Origin of the sequence: Streptomyces sp. NPDC021622 (genome assembly GCF_040640795.1) — a bacterium.
Classification (GTDB): Bacteria; Actinomycetota; Actinomycetes; order Streptomycetales; family Streptomycetaceae; genus Streptomyces.
On record NZ_JBFACK010000003.1, the window covers coordinates 92008 to 110126 of the forward strand.

Genomic DNA, 18119 nt, shown 5'->3' on the forward strand with positions numbered 1-18119 from the left:
CCATCCGGGGGCGTGGGCGCCGCACGGGAGCTCTATGTGTCTGTCTCGCCGGTTCCGTACGCCCAAATGCGAACGGCCTGGCGAAAGTCTCGGTCAGTGCGCTGCCCGACCCAGGTGGCTCCCGAGTACGAGGGCTGCGCTACGACGTGTCCCTACGCGGGACCTTCCGGCGCCGACACCTTCGCGGCGGCAGCGGCTGCCCCTTCGTTCACAGGTGGGGCGGTGGCTGCCTCGCGGTCGGGCGCGAGCGGGTCGGTCACCGTGCCGGTCTCTTCGTCAAGGAGCCCCTGCGCCAGCCTGGTCACCGCTGCGGGGACCGGCGGCGCCAGGTCGGCCACAGCTCGGAGACCGGACAGGACGTCGTCGGGTCGTACGGCAGGTGTCACGTGCCGAACAACCAGCCGCAGTATCGCACAGGGCTGGTCGGTCGGCCTATCAGTGTCGTGAGCAAGCGCTTCGTCAGCCGCGACCGCCTGGAGACTCACGACGGCCTCGCGGGCGTCGAACGTCCGCATGCCGTTCTTCGTGCGGCGCTGGACCTCGACGCTCGAAGCCGCCCGGAAGGCCTCGGCGGCCCGCTCGGCGTCCGCGGGCTCCACGCCGTCGAGGCGCAGCTCCCAGATGGACGCGGTGAGCCGGTCGGCGAGCCCGGAGGTGTGCGACTCGACGGCGTCGATGATGTCGAGTCCGACCGGCATCGACTCGTCGAGCAGCTCGCGCAGCTTGTCGGGGTCACGCTGCTCGGTGAGCGCGATCTCCAGGTACTCGGCCTCACTGCCCGTGCCGGTGGGTGCGGCATTGGCGTACGACACCTTCGGGTGCGGGGTGAACCCCGCCGAGTACGCCATGGGCACCTCGGCGCGGCGCAGCGCCCGCTCGAAGGCGCGCTGGAAGTCACGGTGGCTGGTGAACCGGAGGCGGCCGCGCTTGGTGTAGCGCAGGCGGATGCGCTGCACCGCGGGAGCGGGCGGCGGGCCTACGGGCTGTCGCTTGCCCAGTGTCGTTCAGTCCTTCGTGAGTGCGGTCGTACTGCTACCTAGAGTACGTGCCGCGGCCGGATGTGGTTCCCGCCGGGCCTCGGGCACCGGCACCGGTTCGGGCTCGCGCGGCGCCCCGAACAGCATCCGCCGTACGTCGGCCCGTGCCTCGCGCACGCTGCGGCGCGCCGATGCGATGGCCTGCCGGGTGGCGCGTCCGGCCTCCTTCGCGGCCTGGACTGCGGGCCGCCAGACCCCGTCGCGCAGGACGTGCCCGACGGGGGTGAGGACGGAGCGGTAGACCCAGCGCACCGGGTCGACGAAGACCCACCGCAGGAGCCTGCCGATGAACCGCCACACGGCCCGCGACACATGTCCCGCGACCCGCCAGGCGTGCCCGAGCGCCGCTCCGATCTCGTGCAGGACGACACCGATGGCACGCCCGACGGGCACCAGCACCCAGCGCCACACGGCGACGGCGGGCACGACGAAGATCCAGCGCAGTACGGTCCCGATGCCGCGCCCCAGCCACGCGATGCCGTGTCCGATGGGCGTGAGGACGGACGCGTACAGCCACATCGCGGGTACGACGACGAGCACGCGCCCCAGCCAGGCGAGACCCCGGCCGGCCGGCACGAGCGCATACCGCCAAAGACCCACCCACGGCCACACGAACAGCGCCTTGAGCAGCCACACCGTGCCGATGCCGATGCCGCGCCCCGTGGCCGCGAGCCCGGCGCCGATTGCCCGCGCGAGCCAGGTGACGCCGTGCCCGAGCGGCGTGAGCACCGACCGGTACAGCCACACGGCCGGGATCACGAAGAGCGTCCGCCCCAGCCACGCCAGCGCGGCGCCCGTGCCGCGCACACACCAGGCGATGCCGTGCCCGAGCGGGGTGAGGACGGACTCGTACAACCACACGGCGGGTACGACGACGAGCACGCGGCCCAGCCAGCCGAGACCCCGGCCGACCGGCACCACCACATACCGCCAAAGACCCACCCACGGCCACACGAACAGCGCCTTGAGCAGCCACACCACACCGATGCCGATGCCCCGCGCGACCGGCGTGAAGACGTACTCGTTCAGCCACACCAGCGGCGTCACGATCAGCGTCCGCCCCAGCCAGGCGAAGGCGCGGCCCACGGGTCGCAGCCCTCTGAAGTACACGAAGCGCCCGCAGGCGGCGAGCGCGTCCCACACCAGACGCACCGGGACGACGAGCACCAGCACGACGATCCGCACCGGAATGCGGATCGCGACCGCGAGACATCCCTCGGCCTGCCTCGGCTCCGGCGCACTCTCTTGCCGGGGAGGCCGTTTTTCCAGGTCCATGCCGTCCTAGACGTGTCAGTGCGGGTGCTGGTTCGGTGAATTGGTCCGCGAGCCGGTCCGGACCCAGTAACGGAGCTTTCCGCCCCGCTCGTCCTCGAAGACGCCGCCCGCGGCCTCGATCACCTTGCGCGAACCGGTGTTGTCGGTGTCGCAGGTCACCAGGACGGATTCCAGGCCCAGTTCACGGGCGTACGGAAGTGAGTCGATCAGCATCGCCGTGGCGTGGCCGCGGCGGCGGGCGGTGGGGCGTACGTCGTAGCCGATGTGACCGCCGTACTCACGCAGGAAGCGCGTGCCGACGTGGTGCCGGATGGCGAGGCGGCCGAAGTAGTCGGTCCCGTCCGCGTACCAGAGGGTCGTGACGGGGACGGAGAGCGGCTCGGCGGGGCGGGCGGCGGCGCGGACTTCGCTGACGTAGCGCTCGAAGACCACCGGGTCGTGCCACTTGTCGCCGTAGTCGCGCAGGGTGCGGCCGAGCGTGGTGTCGTCGTCATCGCCGCCGCGCCCTTCGGCGCGGAACTCCTCCATCGCGGCGACGAAGGAGAGATGCACGAGGCCGGTGGGCAGGGCGAGTCGAGGACCAACCGCCCTGTCCACCGGCCTCGGGTGCGTCATTTACTTCACTACCGACAGCGGAAGCAGCTTCTTGCCGGTCGGGCCGATCTGGATCTCGGTCTGCATCTGCGGGCACACGCCGCAGTCGAAGCACGGGGTCCAGCGGCAGTCCTCGACCTCGGTCTCGTCGAGCGAGTCCTGCCAGTCGTCCCAGAGCCAGTCCTTGTCGAGACCGGAGTCCAGGTGGTCCCAGGGCAGGACTTCCTCGTACGTGCGCTCACGCGTCGTGTACCAGTCGACGTCCACGCCGAAGTCGGGCAGCGTCTTCTCGGCGCAGGCCATCCAGCGGTCGTAGCTGAAGTGCTCGCGCCAGCCGTCGAAGCGGCCGCCGTCCTCGTACACGGCGCGGATGACCGAGCCGATGCGGCGGTCACCGCGCGAGAGCAGGCCTTCGACGATGCCGGGCTTGCCGTCGTGGTAGCGGAAGCCGATCGAGCGGCCGTACTTCTTGTCGCCGCGGATCTTGTCGCGCAGCTTGGTGAGGCGGGCGTCCGTCTCCTCGGCCGAGAGCTGCGGGGCCCACTGGAAGGGCGTGTGCGGCTTGGGCACGAAGCCGCCGATGGAGACCGTGCAGCGGATGTCGTTGCCCGCGACCTCGCGGCCCTTGGCGATGACGTTCGCCGCCATGTCCGCGATCTGCAGGACGTCCTCGTCGGTCTCGGTGGGCAGGCCGAGCATGAAGTACAGCTTGACCTGGCGCCAGCCGTTGCCGTACGCCGTCGCGACGGTGCGGATCAGGTCCTCCTCGGAGACCATCTTGTTGATGACCTTCCGCATCCGCTCGCTGCCGCCCTCGGGGGCGAAGGTCAGGCCCGAACGGCGGCCGTTCCTCGTGAGCTCGTTCGCCAGGTCGATGTTGAAGGCGTCGACGCGGGTCGAGGGGAGGGACAGGCCGATCTTGTCCTCCTCGTACCGGTCGGCGAGGCCCTTGGCGACGTCGGCGATCTCGGTGTGGTCCGCGGAGGAGAGGGAGAGAAGCCCGACCTCTTCGAAGCCGGTGGCCTTGAGGCCCTTCTCGACCATGTCGCCGATGCCGGTGATGCTTCGCTCCCGCACGGGGCGCGTGATCATGCCGGCCTGGCAGAAGCGGCAGCCGCGGGTGCAGCCGCGGAAGATCTCGACGGACATGCGCTCGTGGACGGTCTCCGCGAGCGGCACGAGGGGCTGCTTCGGGTAGGGCCACTCGTCCAGGTCCATGACGGTGTGCTTGGACACGCGCCACGGGACACCCGACTTGTTCGGTACGACGCGGCCGATCCGCCCGTCCGGGAGGTACTCGACGTCGTAGAACCCGGGGACGTACACCGAACCGGTCCGCGCGAGCCGGAAGAGGACTTCCTCGCGGCCGCCGGGGCGGCCCTCGGCCTTCCACTCGCGGATGATCGCCGTCATGTCGAGCACGGCCTGCTCGCCGTCGCCGATGACCGCGCAGTCGATGAACTCCGCGATCGGCTCGGGGTTGAAGGCCGCGTGCCCGCCGGCGAGGACGATCGGGTCGTCGACCGTGCGGTTCTTGGACTCCAGGGGAATCCCGGCCAGGTCGAGGGCCGTGAGCATGTTCGTGTAGCCGAGCTCGGTGGAGAAGCTGAGCCCGAAGACGTCGAAGGCACCGACGGGGCGGTGGCTGTCCACGGTGAACTGCGGGACCTTGTGCTCCCGCATCAGCTCCTCGAGGTCGGGCCACACGCTGTACGTGCGCTCGGCGAGCACGCCATCGCGCTCGTTCAGTACCTCGTAAAGGATCATGACGCCCTGGTTGGGCAGCCCGACCTCGTACGCGTCGGGGTACATGAGCGCCCAGCGGACGTCGCAGGCGTCCCAGTCCTTGACGGTGGAGTTGAGCTCTCCGCCGACGTACTGGATGGGCTTCTGGACGTGCGGGAGAAGCGCTTCCAGGCGTGGGAAGACGGACTCGACAGGCATCTCGGCGTCTCTCATGAGCTGGCAGGGGTGACCATCAAGCGTACCCCGGCGCTCAGCTTCCCAATGCCGCCCGAAGTTTCGGCCGCGAGGCCCGGTCCCACACCTCCGGCAGCTCCCGCTCGCGTTCGGCGGCGGTGGCCTCCTCCTGGCCGTACAGGAGTCCCCAGGTGAAGGCCGTCTCGCCCGCCGCGTGCGCCTGGATCGCCAGGTTCCGCAGCGCCTCGCGGGCCACCACGCTGTCCTGGTGGTCGCCGAGCACGCTCTGGACGGCCTTCATGCGCTTGGCGAACCGCTTGGCGGGCTTGCCGAGCGCGGGCCTCGCCGCCTCGCCCGCGTACCGGGCGCGCTTGGCGGCCTTGCGGGCCTCGTGCATCGCCAGGTCGCGCTCCTCGCCGGGCGGCAGCGCGAGGGCGTGCTCGATGCGGGCCGCGAGGCGGTCGTAGTCCTTCAGGACCGCCTTGGGGAGGGCGTCGGCCGGGGACGCTGCGGCGGCCTTGCGCAGCGGGGGGTCGGCGAGCAGCGCGTCGACGGACTCCAGGAGCGCCAGGTACCGCTTCCCGTCGAGCACGGCGACGGTCCTGCGCCGCGAGCCGCTGCTGCGGGCGGCGGTCCAGATGCGCAGGCGTCCGCGCACGGGGCCGAGCAGGAGCGTGCGGGGCAGCGCGCCGATGCGGGCCGTGAACCGCTCGGTCAGGACCTCCTGGTCACGGTCGACGCCGAGCTCACCCGCGAGCCACTTCAGCTCGTCGCCGATCGGGTCGGTGACGGTGCGGTCGACGATCTTTCCGTACGAGCGGAAGGCGCTGCGCATGCGTCGCGTGGCGACCCGCATCTGGTGCACGGAGTCCGGCAGGTCGCGGCGCACGGCGGGGTCGAGGGCGACGAGGGCATCGCGCTGGGCACGGAGATAGGCGAGGACGTGGTCACCGGCGGTGACGGGGTCGGCGACACCCTCGGAGGCCTCGCCCTTCTTCCCGGACTTCTTGGTCTTACGCCCCTTCGGCGCCGTCGCCGCGACCGCCTTGGCCAGCTTCGACGTCGACGCCGAGCGCTCCACCCCCGTCTTGCGCAGCTTCTTCTCGACCTTGTCGAGCAGCGCGGGGTCCGCGTCGTCCGCCAGTTCCACCTCGATCTCGGCCCACTCGGCGGTGCCGCCGCCCTCGGTGAGCCGCTCGGCGCGTACGCGGTCGATGCTGAGCTCGGCGAGCAGTACGCCCCTGTCGTCCACGAGGTGGCGCAGGTCCCGCGCGGACAACAGGCGTACGACGGGGACGAGTTCGGCCTCGCGGACCCGGGAGCGCACCAGGCCGGACAGCGCGCGCGGCACCGTCTCGGAGAGCGGGGCGTGGATCTCGTCCCGTACGCCTTCGGCGAGCGACACCGGCAGCTTCAGGTGCCAGCCCGCGTCGTCGCCGCCGGAGCGGCGGCGCAGGGTGATCGAGTCGGCGAGCAGGAGCTGGTCGGCCGTGTCGTAGTAGACGGCGTCCAGGTCGACGACACCTTTGTCGACGACGTTCGCGATCCCGGCGACGCCGGTCAGGTCGGGCAGCGCCGGGTGCGGCGCCGCGACGTCGTACTTCCGCTCGATCTCCCGCTTCGTCTGCCCCATAAACCGAATCTAGACGCGATCCGGGGCTCTGGGCAGTACCAAAGACGCCCCAGAGCGAGGCTACGCCGACAACGGCCGCTGCACCTTGATCGACTGGAGCAGTCCGACGGCCACCCAGACCGCGAACATCGATGATCCTCCGTACGACACAAAGGGCAGCGGAAGCCCCGCCACCGGCATGATGCCGAGCGTCATCCCGATGTTCTCGAAGGACTGGAAGGCGAACCAGGCGATGATCCCGGCGGCGACGATCGTGCCGTACAGCTCGGTCGTCTCGCGGGCGATGCGGCAGGCCCGCCAGAGCAGGACGCCGAGCAGGGCCAGGATGAGGCCCGCGCCCAGGAAGCCGAGCTCCTCGCCCGCGACGGTGAAGACGAAGTCCGTCTGCTGCTCGGGCACGAACTGGCCGGTGGTCTGCGAGCCCTTGAACAGGCCGGTGCCGGTCAGGCCGCCTGAGCCGATCGCGATGCGCGCCTGATTGGTGTTGTAGCCGACGCCCGCCGGGTCGAGCGCGGGGTTGGCGAAGGCCGCGAAGCGGGCGATCTGGTAGTCGTCCAGGACGCCGAGCTGCCAGACGGCGATCGCGCCCGCCGCGCCCGTGCCGAGGAGTCCGAAGACCCAGCGGTTGGAGGCGCCGGACGCGAGCAGCACGCCGAGCACGATCATCGCCATCACCATGACCGACCCGAGGTCGGGCATGAGGAGCACGATCAGTATCGGTACGGCGGCCAGACCGAGGGCCTGGACGACCGTGCGGTGGTCGGGGTGGACCCGGTCGCCCGCGTCGACCCGCGCCGCGAGCAGCATCGCCATGCCCAGGATGATCGTGATCTTCACGAACTCGGAGGGCTGCAGCGAGAAGCCGCCGCCGATCACGATCCACGCGTGCGCGCCGTTGATGGTCGCGCCGAGCGGGGTCAGCACGAGCAGCACCAGGAAGACGGAGATGCCGTAGAGGATCGGCACGGCCGTGCGCAGCGTTCGGTGGCCGAGCCAGACCGTGCCGGCCATCAGGACGAGGCCGATGCCGATGTTCATGAGGTGCTTGAGCAGGAAGGCGTACGGGTCGTCGCCGACCAGCTCGGTGCGGTTGCGGGTGGCCGAGTAGACGAGCGCGGAACCGATCACGGAGAGCGCGAGCGCCGAGAGCAGTATCGGCCAGTCGAGCCTGCGTACCAGCGAGTCGCGGGCGAAGACGCGGGCCAGCGACATCTTCGAGCGCTCGGGCCCGTAGCCGGGGACGGAGAAGCCATTGTTGCCGGCCACTAGTCACGCCTCCAGTTCGCGGGCGGGCCCGCCAGTTCCTGCTGTTCCTTCGGCTTCTTGGGGGCCTCCGGCTTGTACGGCTTGATCTTCGGGGAGTCGATCGAACCGTCCTTCTCGATCTTCGGCAGGCTCTTCTGCGGCTGCGGAAGCAGCGCCTTCTTCAGGTCCTGCTTGCCGTCCTCGTCCAGGCCGTAGATGCCGTCGTAGATCTTGCGGACGGCGGGTCCCGAGGCTCCCGAACCCGTACCACCCTGGGAGATCGTCATCACGATCGTGTAGTCCTTGGTGTACGTCGCGAACCACGAGGTGGTCTGCTTGCCGTAGACCTCCGCCGTACCCGTCTTGGCGTGCATCGGGATCTTGTCCTGCGGCCAGCCGCCGAACCGCCAGGCGGCGGTGCCCTTGGTGGCGACGTCGGCGAGAGCACCGTCTATGTCGACGCGCGTCTTCTCGTCCATGGGCAGCTTGCCGTGCGACTTCGGCTTGATCTCCTGGACCTGCTTGCCGTCGGCGCTGATGATCGCCTTGCCGACGGTGGGGTCGTACATGGTGCCGCCGTTGGCGATGGCGGAGTAGATCGTCGCCATCTGTATCGGCGTGACGAGGGTGTCGCCCTGGCCGATGGCGTAGTTGACGGAGTCACCGGCGCGCATCTTCATGCCTTCGAGGCAGTTCTCGTACGCGATCTTCTGGACGTAGTCGCCGTCCTTCTTGCCCTGCTTGCACCAGCCGTCCTTGTTGTCCCTCCAGTAGTCCTTCTTCCACTGGCGGTCCGGGACGCGTCCGGTGACCTCGTTCGGCAGGTCGATGCCGGTCTCCTTGCCGAGGCCGAACTGGTGGGCGGTCTTGTAGAACCAGTCCTTGGCGTCCTTCTTCGGCTTGATGCCGCCGTCCTTGATCCACTGGTCGTGCGAGAGCTTGTAGAAGACGGTGTCGCAGGAGACTTCGAGGGCCTGGCCGAGCGTGATGGAGCCGTGGCCCTTGGACTCGAAGTTCTTGAAGACCTGGCCGCCGACGGAGTACGAGCTGGGGCAGGGGTAGCTGCCGTTGAAGTCGTAGCCCGCGTTGACCGCCGCCGTGGTCGGGATGACCTTGAAGATCGAGCCGGGGGCGGCCTGGCCCTGGATGGCGCGGTTCAGGAGCGGGTAGTTGGACTTCTTGCCCGTCATGCGCGTGTAGTCCTTGCCGGAGATGCCACCGACCCAGGCGTTCGGGTCGTAGTCCGGGTTGGACGCCATGGAGACGATGCGTCCGGTCTTGTTCTCCATGACGACGACGGCGCCCGCGTCGGCCTTGTAGTTCTCGTTGGTGTTCCTGTCGAGCTCCTTGCGGGCCTTCTTCATCGCGTCGTTGAGCCAGTACTCGGACAGGGCCTGCACGCGCGCGTCGATGCTGGTGACGACGTTCGCGCCGGGCTCGGTCGGGTCGTCCTTGGCCTTGCCGAGGACGCGGCCGAGCTTGTCGACCTCGTAGCGGGTGACGCCCGCCTTGCCGCGCAGCTGCGCGTCGTACGTCCGCTCAAGGCCGGAGCGGCCGACCTGGTCGGAGCGGAGGAACGGCGAGTCGGTGTTCTCGGCCTTCTTGATCTCCTCGTCGGTGACGGGCGAGAGATAGCCGAGCACCTGCGCGGTGTTGGACTTGCCGGGGGCGGCGTAGCGGCGGACGGCGGTGGGCTCCGCGGTGATGCCGGGGAAGTCCTCGGAGCGCTCGCGGATCTGCAGGGCCTGCTTGGGCGACGCCTCGTCGGTGATCGGGATCGGCTGGTAGGGCGAGCCGTTCCAGCAGGGCTGCGGGGTCTCGGAGTCGCAGAGGCGGACCTTCTCGCCGACGTCCTTCGCGCTCATGCCCAGGACGTCTGCGAGCTTGGCGAGGACCGCCTTGCCGTCGTCCTTCATCTTCATCAGGTCGGTGCGGGACGCGGAGACGACCAGACGGGTCTCGTTGTCGGCGATCGGGACGCCGCGGGCGTCGAGGATCGAGCCGCGCACGGCGGGCTGGACGACCTGCTGGACGTGGTTGCCGGAGGCTTCCTTGGCGTACTCCTCGCCGTTGCGGACCTGGAGGTACCAGAGGCGGCCGCCGAGGGTCAGCAGGAGGGAGAGTACGAGGATCTGGATGACGATGAGGCGGATCTGGACCCGTGGGGTCCGTCCGGTCTCCGGGATGTTGGTCACTTCTCCCCTCCCCTGAGGCTGAAGCCGGGTGTGAAGTTCCGTGCCCTCACAGGCGCTTGACCCCCTTGATCCGTCCGGCGCGTGCGACCCGGGCCTTGGCCGCCTTCATCCGCAGGCCGCGCTGGTTGCCGATGCGCAGACCGGTGCCGGAGGAGAGCCATCCCTCGGATACGTCGGTGGCCTTGGCGCCAGAGGAGGTCTCCCCCAGCGGATCGTTGTCGGCGCGCCGGGCGAGCGCGATGATCAGCGGCACCGTGAACGGCGCGAGCAGCAGGTCGTACAGGGCGGCCGTGAAGAGCAGCCCGCCCAGGCCCACATGGCGGGCGGCGGTGTCCCCGACGAGGGCGCCCACGCCCGCGTAGAGGAGGGTCGATCCAATGGCTGCCCCCACGACCACGACCAGCGGACCGGTGGCGGACCGGAGCCGTCCGGTCTCCGGCTTGGCCAGGCCCGCGAGATAGCCGACGACGCAGAGCACCAGGGCGTACCGCCCGGCGGCGTGGTCGGCCGGCGGCGCGAGATCGGAGAGCAGTCCGGCCCCGAAGCCGATGAGGGCGCCGCCCACATGGCCGTAGACCAGGGCGAGGCCGAGCACCGTGAGCAGCACCAGGTCCGGGACGGCGCCCGGCAGTTGCAGCCGCGCGAGGACGCTGACCTGGATGACGAGGGCCACGACGACCAGGGTGCTGGAGAGCAGGATTCGGTTGAAGCGCATGGGTCCGGATCTCCTACTGCTCGTTGCCGTTGTCGACGCCGTCGGCCGGGGGCTGCCCCGAGGGGGTGGCCGTGACGGTCACCGTCGGGGTCGGCTTGGGCTTCTCGGGCTTCTTCGGCAGGACCGTGTCGCGCGGGTCCTCGCGGGGCGCTTCGACGACGACGCCGACGATGTCCAGCTTGGTGAAGCCGACATACGGCTTGATGAAGATGTTGCGGGTCAGGTCGCCGCCCGAGGGGTCGACGCGGACGACCTCGCCGACCGGGACGCCCGGCACGAACGGCTTGTCCTTCTGCGAGCCGAAGGTGACCAGGCGGTCGCCCTTCTTGATCTCCGCCTTGCCGTTGAGCATCTGCACCGAGAGCGGGCGGTCGCCCTGTCCGGTGGCGAAGCCGAGCTCGTCGGTCTTCTCCATACGGGTGCCGACGGTGAAGTCGGGGTCGTTGGCGAGCAGGACGGTCGCGGTGCCGGGGCCGACGGTGGTGACGCGGCCGACCAGACCGTCGCCGTTCAGGACGGTCATGTCGCGCTTGATTCCGTCGTTCGCGCCGGCGTCGATCGTCACGGTCCAGGAGAAGCCCTGGGCCGCTCCTATGCCGATGACCTCGGCGCCCTTGATGCCGTACTGGCCGGCGCCGGCCTTCTTCAGCATGCTGTCCAGCTGTCTGACGCGGCTGCGGTTGCGGTCGTCGTTGCCGAGCTTCGCCTTCAACGCGGCGTTCTGACGCTCGAGTTCGGCGATCCGGTCATGCCGGTCGCCGGAGTCCCGGACCGCGCCGATGGCGTTGCCGATCGGGTCGACGGCGGTGGAGACCCCCTCCTCGACCGGGCCGAAGACCGTGGCGGCGGCCTGGCGGGCACCGTCGACCGGCGAGTCCTCGCCACCGCGGATGTCCACCGTGATCAAAGCGAACGCGATGGCGATCAGCAGCACCAGGAGCAGCCGGCTCTCTCGTGTGTCCCTCACGTGCGGCGGCCGTGCCTTCCTCAGTTGGAAATCCTTGGAATTCTGAGCAACTGTGCGGAGCAAGTGTGCGTAACTCTGCACAAATCTAAGCAATCGGAATCCGCGGCGTCTGCGGACGCCGCGGAATTGTTATGCCTTGCCTCTATATCAACGATCCGCCGCACGAGATGGCAGGCACTCGTACGGCGGACCTTTTTGCGTCAGATCATCTGCGCGGCTGGGCGTCAAGCACCTGCTGGAGCGCCTCGAACTCCTCGACGCACTTGCCGGAGCCGAGCGCCACGCTGTCCAGCGGGTCCTCGGCGATGTGGATCGGCATGCCCGTCTCGCGACGGAGCCGCTCGTCGAGGCCTCGCAGCAGCGCGCCGCCACCCGTGAGAACGATGCCGCGGTCCATCACGTCGCCGGACAGCTCCGGCGGGCACTTGTCGAGGGTCGTCTTGACCGCGTCGACGATCGCGTTGACCGGCTCCTCGATGGCCTTGCGGACCTCGGCGGCCGAGATGACGACGGTCTTGGGCAGCCCGGAGACCAGGTCCCGGCCGCGGATCTCGGTGTGCTCGTCGGCGTCCATGTCGTACGCCGAACCGATGGTGATCTTGATCTGCTCGGCCGTGCGCTCGCCGAGGAGGAGGGAGTACTCCTTCTTGATGTGCTGGATGATCGCGTTGTCCAGCTCGTCGCCCGCGACACGGATGGACTGTGCCGTGACGATTCCGCCGAGCGAGATGACGGCGACCTCGGTGGTGCCGCCGCCGATGTCCACCACCATGTTGCCGGTGGCCTCGTGGACCGGCAGGCCGGAGCCGATGGCCGCGGCCATGGGCTCCTCGATGATGTGCACCTGGCGCGCGCCGGCCTGCGAGGAGGCCTCGATGACGGCGCGGCGCTCGACTCCGGTGATGCCGGAGGGCACACAGACGACGACCCGCGGGCGGGCGAGATAGCGCCGCTTGTGGATCTTCAGGATGAAGTAGCGGAGCATCCGCTCGGTGATTTCGAAGTCGGCGATGACGCCGTCCTTCAGCGGACGCACGGCGACGATGTTGCCCGGCGTGCGACCGATCATCTTCTTGGCTTCGGCGCCGACAGCGAGGATGCCACCGGTGTTGGTGTTGATCGCGACGACGGACGGTTCGTTGAGAACGATCCCCCGACCCCTGACGTACACCAGCGTGTTGGCGGTCCCGAGGTCGACAGCCATGTCACGGCCGATGAACGACATGTTGTTCCCCATGAGGATGCGTCTGGCCTTCCCTGGAGCGTCTGATGGCTTTTTAGGTAGGCGAGGTGGGTGCTGTGTGGCGTGGAGGCTTCCATCGTAGTCTCGCCTGCACGAACACAGCGCTAGGGTCTTCGCCATTGTCAGCAGATGATGAGCCGTCCCGCTTCTGGAGACGTGCCATCGGAGGCACGGGTTCCCCCAATGGGGGTGCATATGCCAAGGGGCGGCCGATTTTTCCTCGGCCACCCCTGGTCAGGGCGGGCACCCTGCTGACGACGCGTCAGAAGTATTTACGCGATTCTTTACGCAACTGGGCTAGGCGACGCGCGGGAAGAAGATCTTCAGCTCACGCTCGGCGGAGTCCTCGGAGTCCGACGCGTGGATCAGGTTCTCCCGGACGATGGTGCCGAAGTCGCCGCGGATGGAGCCGGGGGCCGCGGCGATCGGGTCGGTCGGTCCCGCCAGGGCGCGCACGCCCTCGATGACACGCTCGCCCTCGACGACGAGCGCGACGACCGGGCCCGACGACATGAAGTCGACCAGCGGCTCGTAGAACGGCTTGCCCTTGTGCTCGCCGTAGTGCAGCTCCAGCGTCTCCTGGTCGAGCGAGCGCAGCTCGAGCGCGGAGATCGTCCAGCCCGCCTTGCGCTCGATACGGCCGATGATCTCGCCGATCAGTCCGCGCCGGACGGCGTCGGGCTTGAGCAGGACGAGAGTGCGCTGGGTCATGTGCGGCTCCAAGCAGTTAACTACGACGTGGGATGCCCGGCACGATACCGGGACCCACTACGCCGCGTTACCTCAGGCCCCGGCCTCGGCCCCGGCTTCCGCCTCGGCCTGCGCCGCGAACCGGGCCTTCGCCTCGTCGATCTTCTTGCCGAAGTGGATCGACGCCCACCACAGCACGGCGAACACCGCGCCCATGAAGAACATCGTCGGCACCACGAACCCGCTGGCGATCAGCGCGATCTGCAGGGCCCAGCCGAGCTGCACCCCGCCCGGCCGGGTGATCATTCCGCACAGCAGCACGCACAGCAGCATCGCGATGCCGCTGACCGTCCAGACCGTGCCCATGGACAGGTCCGGGTCCTTCATCGCGACCAGACCGGCGAAACCGATGACGAAGAACTCGCCGATCAGCGTGGAAGCACAGAGCGTACGCACAGGAGTCAGCCCCTCCCCAGGAGCAGTCGGGCCTCGCCGACCGTGATGACGGAGCCGGTGACCAGGACGCCACCGCCCGCGTACTCGCCCTCTTCCTCGGCGAGGGTGATCGCGGCTTCCAGCGCGTCCGGCAGGCGCGGCTCGACCTGGACGCGGTCGTCGCCGAAGACCTCGACGGCGATACCGGCCAACTCGTCCGCGTCCATGGCGCGATGGCTGGAGTTCTGCGTGATGACGACCTCGGCGAAGATCGGCTCGAAGGCTTCGAGCAGCCCCTTCATGTCCTTGCCGTCGCTCGCCGCGACCACACCGATCAGGCGGCTGAAGTCGAAGACCTCGCTGATCGCCTCGGCGGTGGCGCGGGCACCCGCAGGGTTGTGCGCGGCGTCCAGGACGATGGTCGGCGAGGTGCGCACGACCTCCAGGCGGCCCGGCGACGAGACCGAGGCGAAGGCCTTGCGGATGGTGTCGATGTCGAGCGGGCGCGCATGCTGCGAGCCGATGCCGAAGAACGCCTCCACCGCGGCGAGCGCCACGGCGGCGTTGTGCGCCTGGTACGCGCCGTGCAGCGGCAGGAAGACTTCCTCGTACTCCCCGCCGAGGCCGCGCAGGGTCAGGAGCTGGCCGCCGACCGCCACCGTGCGGGAGACGACGCCGAACTCCAGGCCCTCGCGGGCGACCGTCGCGTCGACCTCGACGGCCTTCTTCAGGAGCACCTGCGCCGCGTCCACCGGCTGCTGGGCCAGGATCACCGTCGCGTCCGGCTTGATGATGCCGGCCTTCTCCTTGGCGATCTCGCCGGGCGTGGCGCCCAGGCGGTCCGTGTGGTCCAGGTCGATGGGCGTGACGACGGCGACCGAGCCGTCGATCACGTTCGTCGCGTCCCAGCTGCCGCCCATGCCGACCTCGACGACGGCCACGTCCACCGGGGCGTCCGCGAAGGCCGCGTACGCCATGCCGGTGAGGACCTCGAAGAAGGAGAGCCTGTACTCCTGCTGAGTGTCGACCATCTCGACGTACGGCTTGATGTCGTTGTACGTCTCCACGAAGCGCTCGGCCTCGATGGGGGCGCCGTCCAGGCTGATCCGCTCGGTGATCGACTGGACGTGCGGCGAGGTGTAACGCCCGGTGCGCAGCTCGAAGGCGGAGAACAGGGCCTCGATCATGCGGGCCGTGGACGTCTTGCCGTTCGTGCCGGTGATGTGGATCGAGGGGTACGCGCGCTGGGGCTCGCCCAGGACGTCCATCAGGGCGGAGATACGGCTGACCGAAGGCTCCAGCTTCGTCTCTCCCCAGCGGCTCGCGAGCTCCGTCTCGACCTCGCGCAGCGCCTTGTCCACCTCCGGGTCGGTGGGGCGGGCCGGGATGTCGCCCTGCGGCGGGCCCGACTGGGCGCGCAGGGTGCGGCTGCCGGCCTCGATCACCGCGAGGTCGGGGTCGCGGTCGGTCTCGGCGGCGACGATCTCGTCGAAACCGTCGTTGTCGTCGTTGTCGTGCGGGCCGTCGTGCTGGGGGAGGTCACTCACGTACCTCAGTCTACGGAGCGCCACCGACAGCCGCCGTCGGGACCTGCCCAGGCGCCGCACGGGACCTGTGGGGACTTTGGGCCCTGCCGATTCAGGACCAAAGTCCCGCCCATCTCGCCGATCGCCGGGCAAACTTGGCGATCATGGACATAGGCATCGACCTCGGCACAGCGAACACCCTTCTCTACGTGCGGGGTCAGGGCATCGTGCTCAACGAACCGTCCGTGGTCGCCGTCAAGGAGGGGGCGCGTACGGCCCTCGCGGTCGGCACGGAGGCCAAGGAGACGATCGGGCGTACGCCGGGGTCCATCACCGCGATCCGGCCACTGCGGGACGGCGTGATCAGCGACTACGAAGCCGCCGAGGAGATGATCAGGCACTTCGTGCGCAAGGCGGTGCCGGGGCGCCGTCCCCGTACGCGGATGGTGGTGTGCGTGCCGAGCGGGGTCACTCCCGTCGAGCGGCGGGCGATCGTGCACGCGGCGCAGCGGGCGGGGGCGCGGGCCGTACATCTGGTGGAGGAGCCGATGGCGGCGGCGATCGGGGCGGGTCTTCCGGTCGCGGAGCCGCGGGGCTCGATGGTGGTCGACATCGGGGGCGGGACCACGGAGGTTGCCGTCATCTCCCTGGGCGGGATCGTCACGGCGCAGTCGCTGCGGGTCGGGGGCGACCGGCTCGACGCCGCCATCACGGACTACGTCCGCAAGGAGCACACGCTGCTCATCGGTGAGCGGACCGCGGAGGACATCAAGGTCGCGATCGGCTCGGCGTGGCCGGTGCCGGGTGAGGACTCGGCCGCCTTCGAATCACGGACCTTCACGGTACGGGGGCGCGAGAAGGTGGGCGGCCTACCCAAGACGGTGGAGCTGACGGTGCGGGAGGTGCGGGCGGCGCTCGACGAGCCGGTGGAGGCGATCATCTCCGCGGTTCGGACGACCCTTGAGGAGTGCCCGCCGGAACTGTCCGGCGACGTCATGGAACACGGCATCGTCCTGACCGGCGGCGGCGCCCTCCTCCCCGGCCTCGACCTCCGCATGGCCTCGGCCACCGGGATCCCGGTGTTCACCGCGGACGATCCCCTGGACAGCGTGGCGTTGGGCTGCGGAAAGTGCGTGGAGGACTTCGACGGCTTGGAGAGGGTGATGACAGCGGCGTAGCCCTCACCCGGCGACAGGTGCCCGCCCGGCCGCCCTCGCTGCGGGCAGGCGCTCCACACTCCCGCCCACCCCGGACCGGCCGTCTCCCTCGCTGTGGGCAGGCGTTCCGCGCTCCCACCCACCCGACCGTCCTTGCTGTGGGCAGGCGCTCCACACTCCCACCCACCCCGGACCGGCCGTCTCCCTCGCTGTGGGCAGGCGTTCCGCAGGGCGGAACGGGTGGGCACAGCCCCAGCTGCCGGGTGAGCGATGGAGCGGGGCGGTGGGGCTAGGCGCCGGCCGGGAGGGCGGCCAGGACCTCGTACATCGCGCCGCTCGGCCCCGCCGAGAAGCTGCCGCCCACCGTGTGGACCCGCTCGGCCATCCCCGCCGTCCCCGTCCCGGAGGACACCGGCGGCGCCACCGGCACGGCGCCGGGCAGCGCGTTGCGCACGCGTACCTGCAGCTCACCCTCCGCGAGCCGCACACGGACATCCACCCGCTCCCCGGGGGCGTGTTTGGCGGCATTGGTCAGACACTCCTGCACCACCCGATGCACGGCCGCCTGCCGAATCGGCGAAAGCCGGTACGCCGCGGCATCGACCAGCAGGTCGACCGGACTCCCGGCCCGCTCGCTCGCCGCGACCAGCGCCGGCAGCGCGTCAAGGCCGGGCGTGGGCGCACCGTCCACACCCCGCTGGACGATGATCTCGTTCAGCATCCGATGCGCCGACCGCGCCGTATCGGAAAGCTCCTCGAAGCCGTCCTCGAAGTCCCCGCCCGCGGCCCGCCGCGCCAGCACCTGAGAGCGCACGCTCAGCAGCGTCAGCTCACGCCCCACGAAGTCGTGCACGTCCCGCGCGATACGGGACCGCTCCCGCTGCACGGCCTGCAGCGCGTCCGTCTCGGCCCGCTGCGCCTGCAGCGCCCTGACGAGGTCCTGCCGGTTGGCCGCGACGCCGACCCCTGCCGCAAGCACGCCGATCGGGACGACCAGGCCGAGGAATGAGCTCAGGCTGTCGCCCCGGTGCACCGGCCAGCCGGGGAGGCTGAACATGACGTACGCGAACGCCACATAGCCGACCACACCCACCGCACCGGCGAGCCGCCCCCGGTATCTGCCCAGGGAGTACAGCGCGAACTGCGCCAGCGTCAGCTCGTGCAGCCAGGAGAGCAGGACGAGCGCGACCGCGTACGTCACCCACGGCGCCGAGCGGCGCAGCATCAGGGAGGCGGCGCCGAGCGCGAGGACCAGCGCTGCGAGCGGGCCGTTGAGCGAGTTGTCCGCCTCGGCGAGGCCAGGGATGTCCAGGCTCATCAGGGCCAGGCAGCTCAGCGCGGTGAGCGCGTCCTGGGCCCGGGGGGCCTGCGCCCAGCGCGCCGTGAGGCGACGGCCCGTGGCCGTCGCCTGGCGGATCGCCTGGGCGGCGGACAGGTCGTGCATGTTCTCCATCATCCAAGGTCTTCCGGCCCGATCCGTCGGGCGT

General features: G+C 69.9%; 15 protein-coding genes. 1 reads left to right on the forward strand and 14 read right to left on the reverse strand.

The features are described from left to right. Positions 1 to 152 precede the first annotated feature (152 nt). From AB0G47_RS07885 to AB0G47_RS07945, 13 genes are all read right to left on the reverse strand, one after another. Complete coding sequence (locus AB0G47_RS07885; protein ID WP_360765337.1) at positions 153 to 956, reverse strand: TIGR03936 family radical SAM-associated protein; 804 nt, start codon at positions 954 to 956, stop codon at positions 153 to 155. A gap of 48 nt (positions 957 to 1004) precedes the next feature. Further along, positions 1005 to 2312 carry a hypothetical protein gene (locus tag AB0G47_RS07890; RefSeq protein ID WP_360765340.1) on the reverse strand — a complete coding sequence of 436 codons (1308 nt, stop codon included), beginning with the start codon at positions 2310 to 2312 and terminating at the stop codon, positions 1005 to 1007. 15 nt (positions 2313 to 2327) lie between these two features. After that, entirely contained in the window at positions 2328 to 2927 is a 600-nt protein-coding gene (locus AB0G47_RS07895) for a GNAT family N-acetyltransferase (protein ID WP_360765343.1), read from the reverse strand. After that, positions 2928 to 4850 (reverse strand): TIGR03960 family B12-binding radical SAM protein, encoded by a 1923-nt coding sequence (locus AB0G47_RS07900; RefSeq protein WP_360765345.1) that lies wholly within the window; start codon positions 4848 to 4850, stop codon positions 2928 to 2930. Positions 4851 to 4902: 52 nt separating this feature from the next. After that, positions 4903 to 6459, reverse strand: a complete 1557-nt coding sequence (locus AB0G47_RS07905) for a CYTH and CHAD domain-containing protein (RefSeq protein ID WP_360765348.1) — start codon at positions 6457 to 6459, stop codon at positions 4903 to 4905. Between the two features lie 60 nt (positions 6460 to 6519). Further along, complete coding sequence (gene rodA / locus AB0G47_RS07910) at positions 6520 to 7725, reverse strand: rod shape-determining protein RodA (protein ID WP_360765350.1); 1206 nt, start codon at positions 7723 to 7725, stop codon at positions 6520 to 6522. Continuing rightward, positions 7725 to 9899 (reverse strand): penicillin-binding protein 2, encoded by a 2175-nt coding sequence (gene mrdA, locus AB0G47_RS07915; RefSeq protein WP_360765352.1) that lies wholly within the window; start codon positions 9897 to 9899, stop codon positions 7725 to 7727. The genes rodA and mrdA overlap by 1 nt, the downstream gene beginning before the upstream one ends. A 46-nt stretch (positions 9900 to 9945) precedes the next feature. Continuing rightward, complete coding sequence (gene mreD, locus AB0G47_RS07920) at positions 9946 to 10614, reverse strand: rod shape-determining protein MreD (RefSeq protein ID WP_360765355.1); 669 nt, start codon at positions 10612 to 10614, stop codon at positions 9946 to 9948. A 13-nt stretch (positions 10615 to 10627) separates the two neighbouring features. After that, positions 10628 to 11581: a rod shape-determining protein MreC gene (gene mreC, locus AB0G47_RS07925; protein WP_360765357.1), complete on the reverse strand. Its 954-nt coding sequence runs from the start codon at positions 11579 to 11581 to the stop codon at positions 10628 to 10630. A gap of 205 nt (positions 11582 to 11786) precedes the next feature. Beyond that, entirely contained in the window at positions 11787 to 12806 is a 1020-nt protein-coding gene (locus AB0G47_RS07930) for a rod shape-determining protein (protein WP_030362602.1), read from the reverse strand. 315 nt (positions 12807 to 13121) lie between these two features. Next, positions 13122 to 13535, reverse strand: a complete 414-nt coding sequence (gene ndk / locus AB0G47_RS07935; protein WP_360765360.1) for a nucleoside-diphosphate kinase — start codon at positions 13533 to 13535, stop codon at positions 13122 to 13124. A 72-nt stretch (positions 13536 to 13607) separates the two neighbouring features. After that, positions 13608 to 13970: a DUF4233 domain-containing protein gene (locus tag AB0G47_RS07940; RefSeq protein ID WP_266866989.1), complete on the reverse strand. Its 363-nt coding sequence runs from the start codon at positions 13968 to 13970 to the stop codon at positions 13608 to 13610. A 5-nt stretch (positions 13971 to 13975) separates the two neighbouring features. Continuing rightward, complete coding sequence (locus tag AB0G47_RS07945; protein WP_360765363.1) at positions 13976 to 15496, reverse strand: folylpolyglutamate synthase/dihydrofolate synthase family protein; 1521 nt, start codon at positions 15494 to 15496, stop codon at positions 13976 to 13978. Between the two features lie 143 nt (positions 15497 to 15639). On the opposite strand from AB0G47_RS07945, the gene AB0G47_RS07950 reads away from it, so the two are divergent. After that, positions 15640 to 16653, forward strand: coding sequence for a rod shape-determining protein (locus AB0G47_RS07950; RefSeq protein ID WP_360765366.1), 1014 nt, complete (start codon positions 15640 to 15642; stop codon positions 16651 to 16653). A 268-nt stretch (positions 16654 to 16921) separates the two neighbouring features. Here AB0G47_RS07950 and AB0G47_RS07955 read toward each other — a convergent pair whose 3' ends face one another. After that, complete coding sequence (locus AB0G47_RS07955; protein WP_360765368.1) at positions 16922 to 18076, reverse strand: histidine kinase; 1155 nt, start codon at positions 18074 to 18076, stop codon at positions 16922 to 16924. Between the last annotated feature and the right edge of the window lie 43 nt (positions 18077 to 18119).

Excerpts from the sequence above, each read along its gene's own strand:
- AB0G47_RS07955 (WP_360765368.1), bottom strand. The coding sequence starts at position 18,076 with ATGCACGACCTGTCCGCCGCCCAGGCGATCCGCCAGGCGACGGCCACG.
- AB0G47_RS07905 (WP_360765348.1), bottom strand. The coding sequence starts at position 6,459 with ATGGGGCAGACGAAGCGGGAGATCGAGCGGAAGTACGACGTCGCGGCG.
- AB0G47_RS07895 (WP_360765343.1), bottom strand. The coding sequence starts at position 2,927 with ATGACGCACCCGAGGCCGGTGGACAGGGCGGTTGGTCCTCGACTCGCC.
- mreD (WP_360765355.1), bottom strand. The coding sequence starts at position 10,614 with ATGCGCTTCAACCGAATCCTGCTCTCCAGCACCCTGGTCGTCGTGGCC.
- AB0G47_RS07900 (WP_360765345.1), bottom strand. The coding sequence starts at position 4,850 with ATGCCTGTCGAGTCCGTCTTCCCACGCCTGGAAGCGCTTCTCCCGCAC.
- AB0G47_RS07890 (WP_360765340.1), bottom strand. The coding sequence starts at position 2,312 with ATGGACCTGGAAAAACGGCCTCCCCGGCAAGAGAGTGCGCCGGAGCCG.
- AB0G47_RS07930 (WP_030362602.1), bottom strand. The coding sequence starts at position 12,806 with ATGTCGTTCATCGGCCGTGACATGGCTGTCGACCTCGGGACCGCCAAC.
- ndk (WP_360765360.1), bottom strand. The coding sequence starts at position 13,535 with ATGACCCAGCGCACTCTCGTCCTGCTCAAGCCCGACGCCGTCCGGCGC.
- AB0G47_RS07950 (WP_360765366.1), top strand. The coding sequence starts at position 15,640 with ATGGACATAGGCATCGACCTCGGCACAGCGAACACCCTTCTCTACGTG.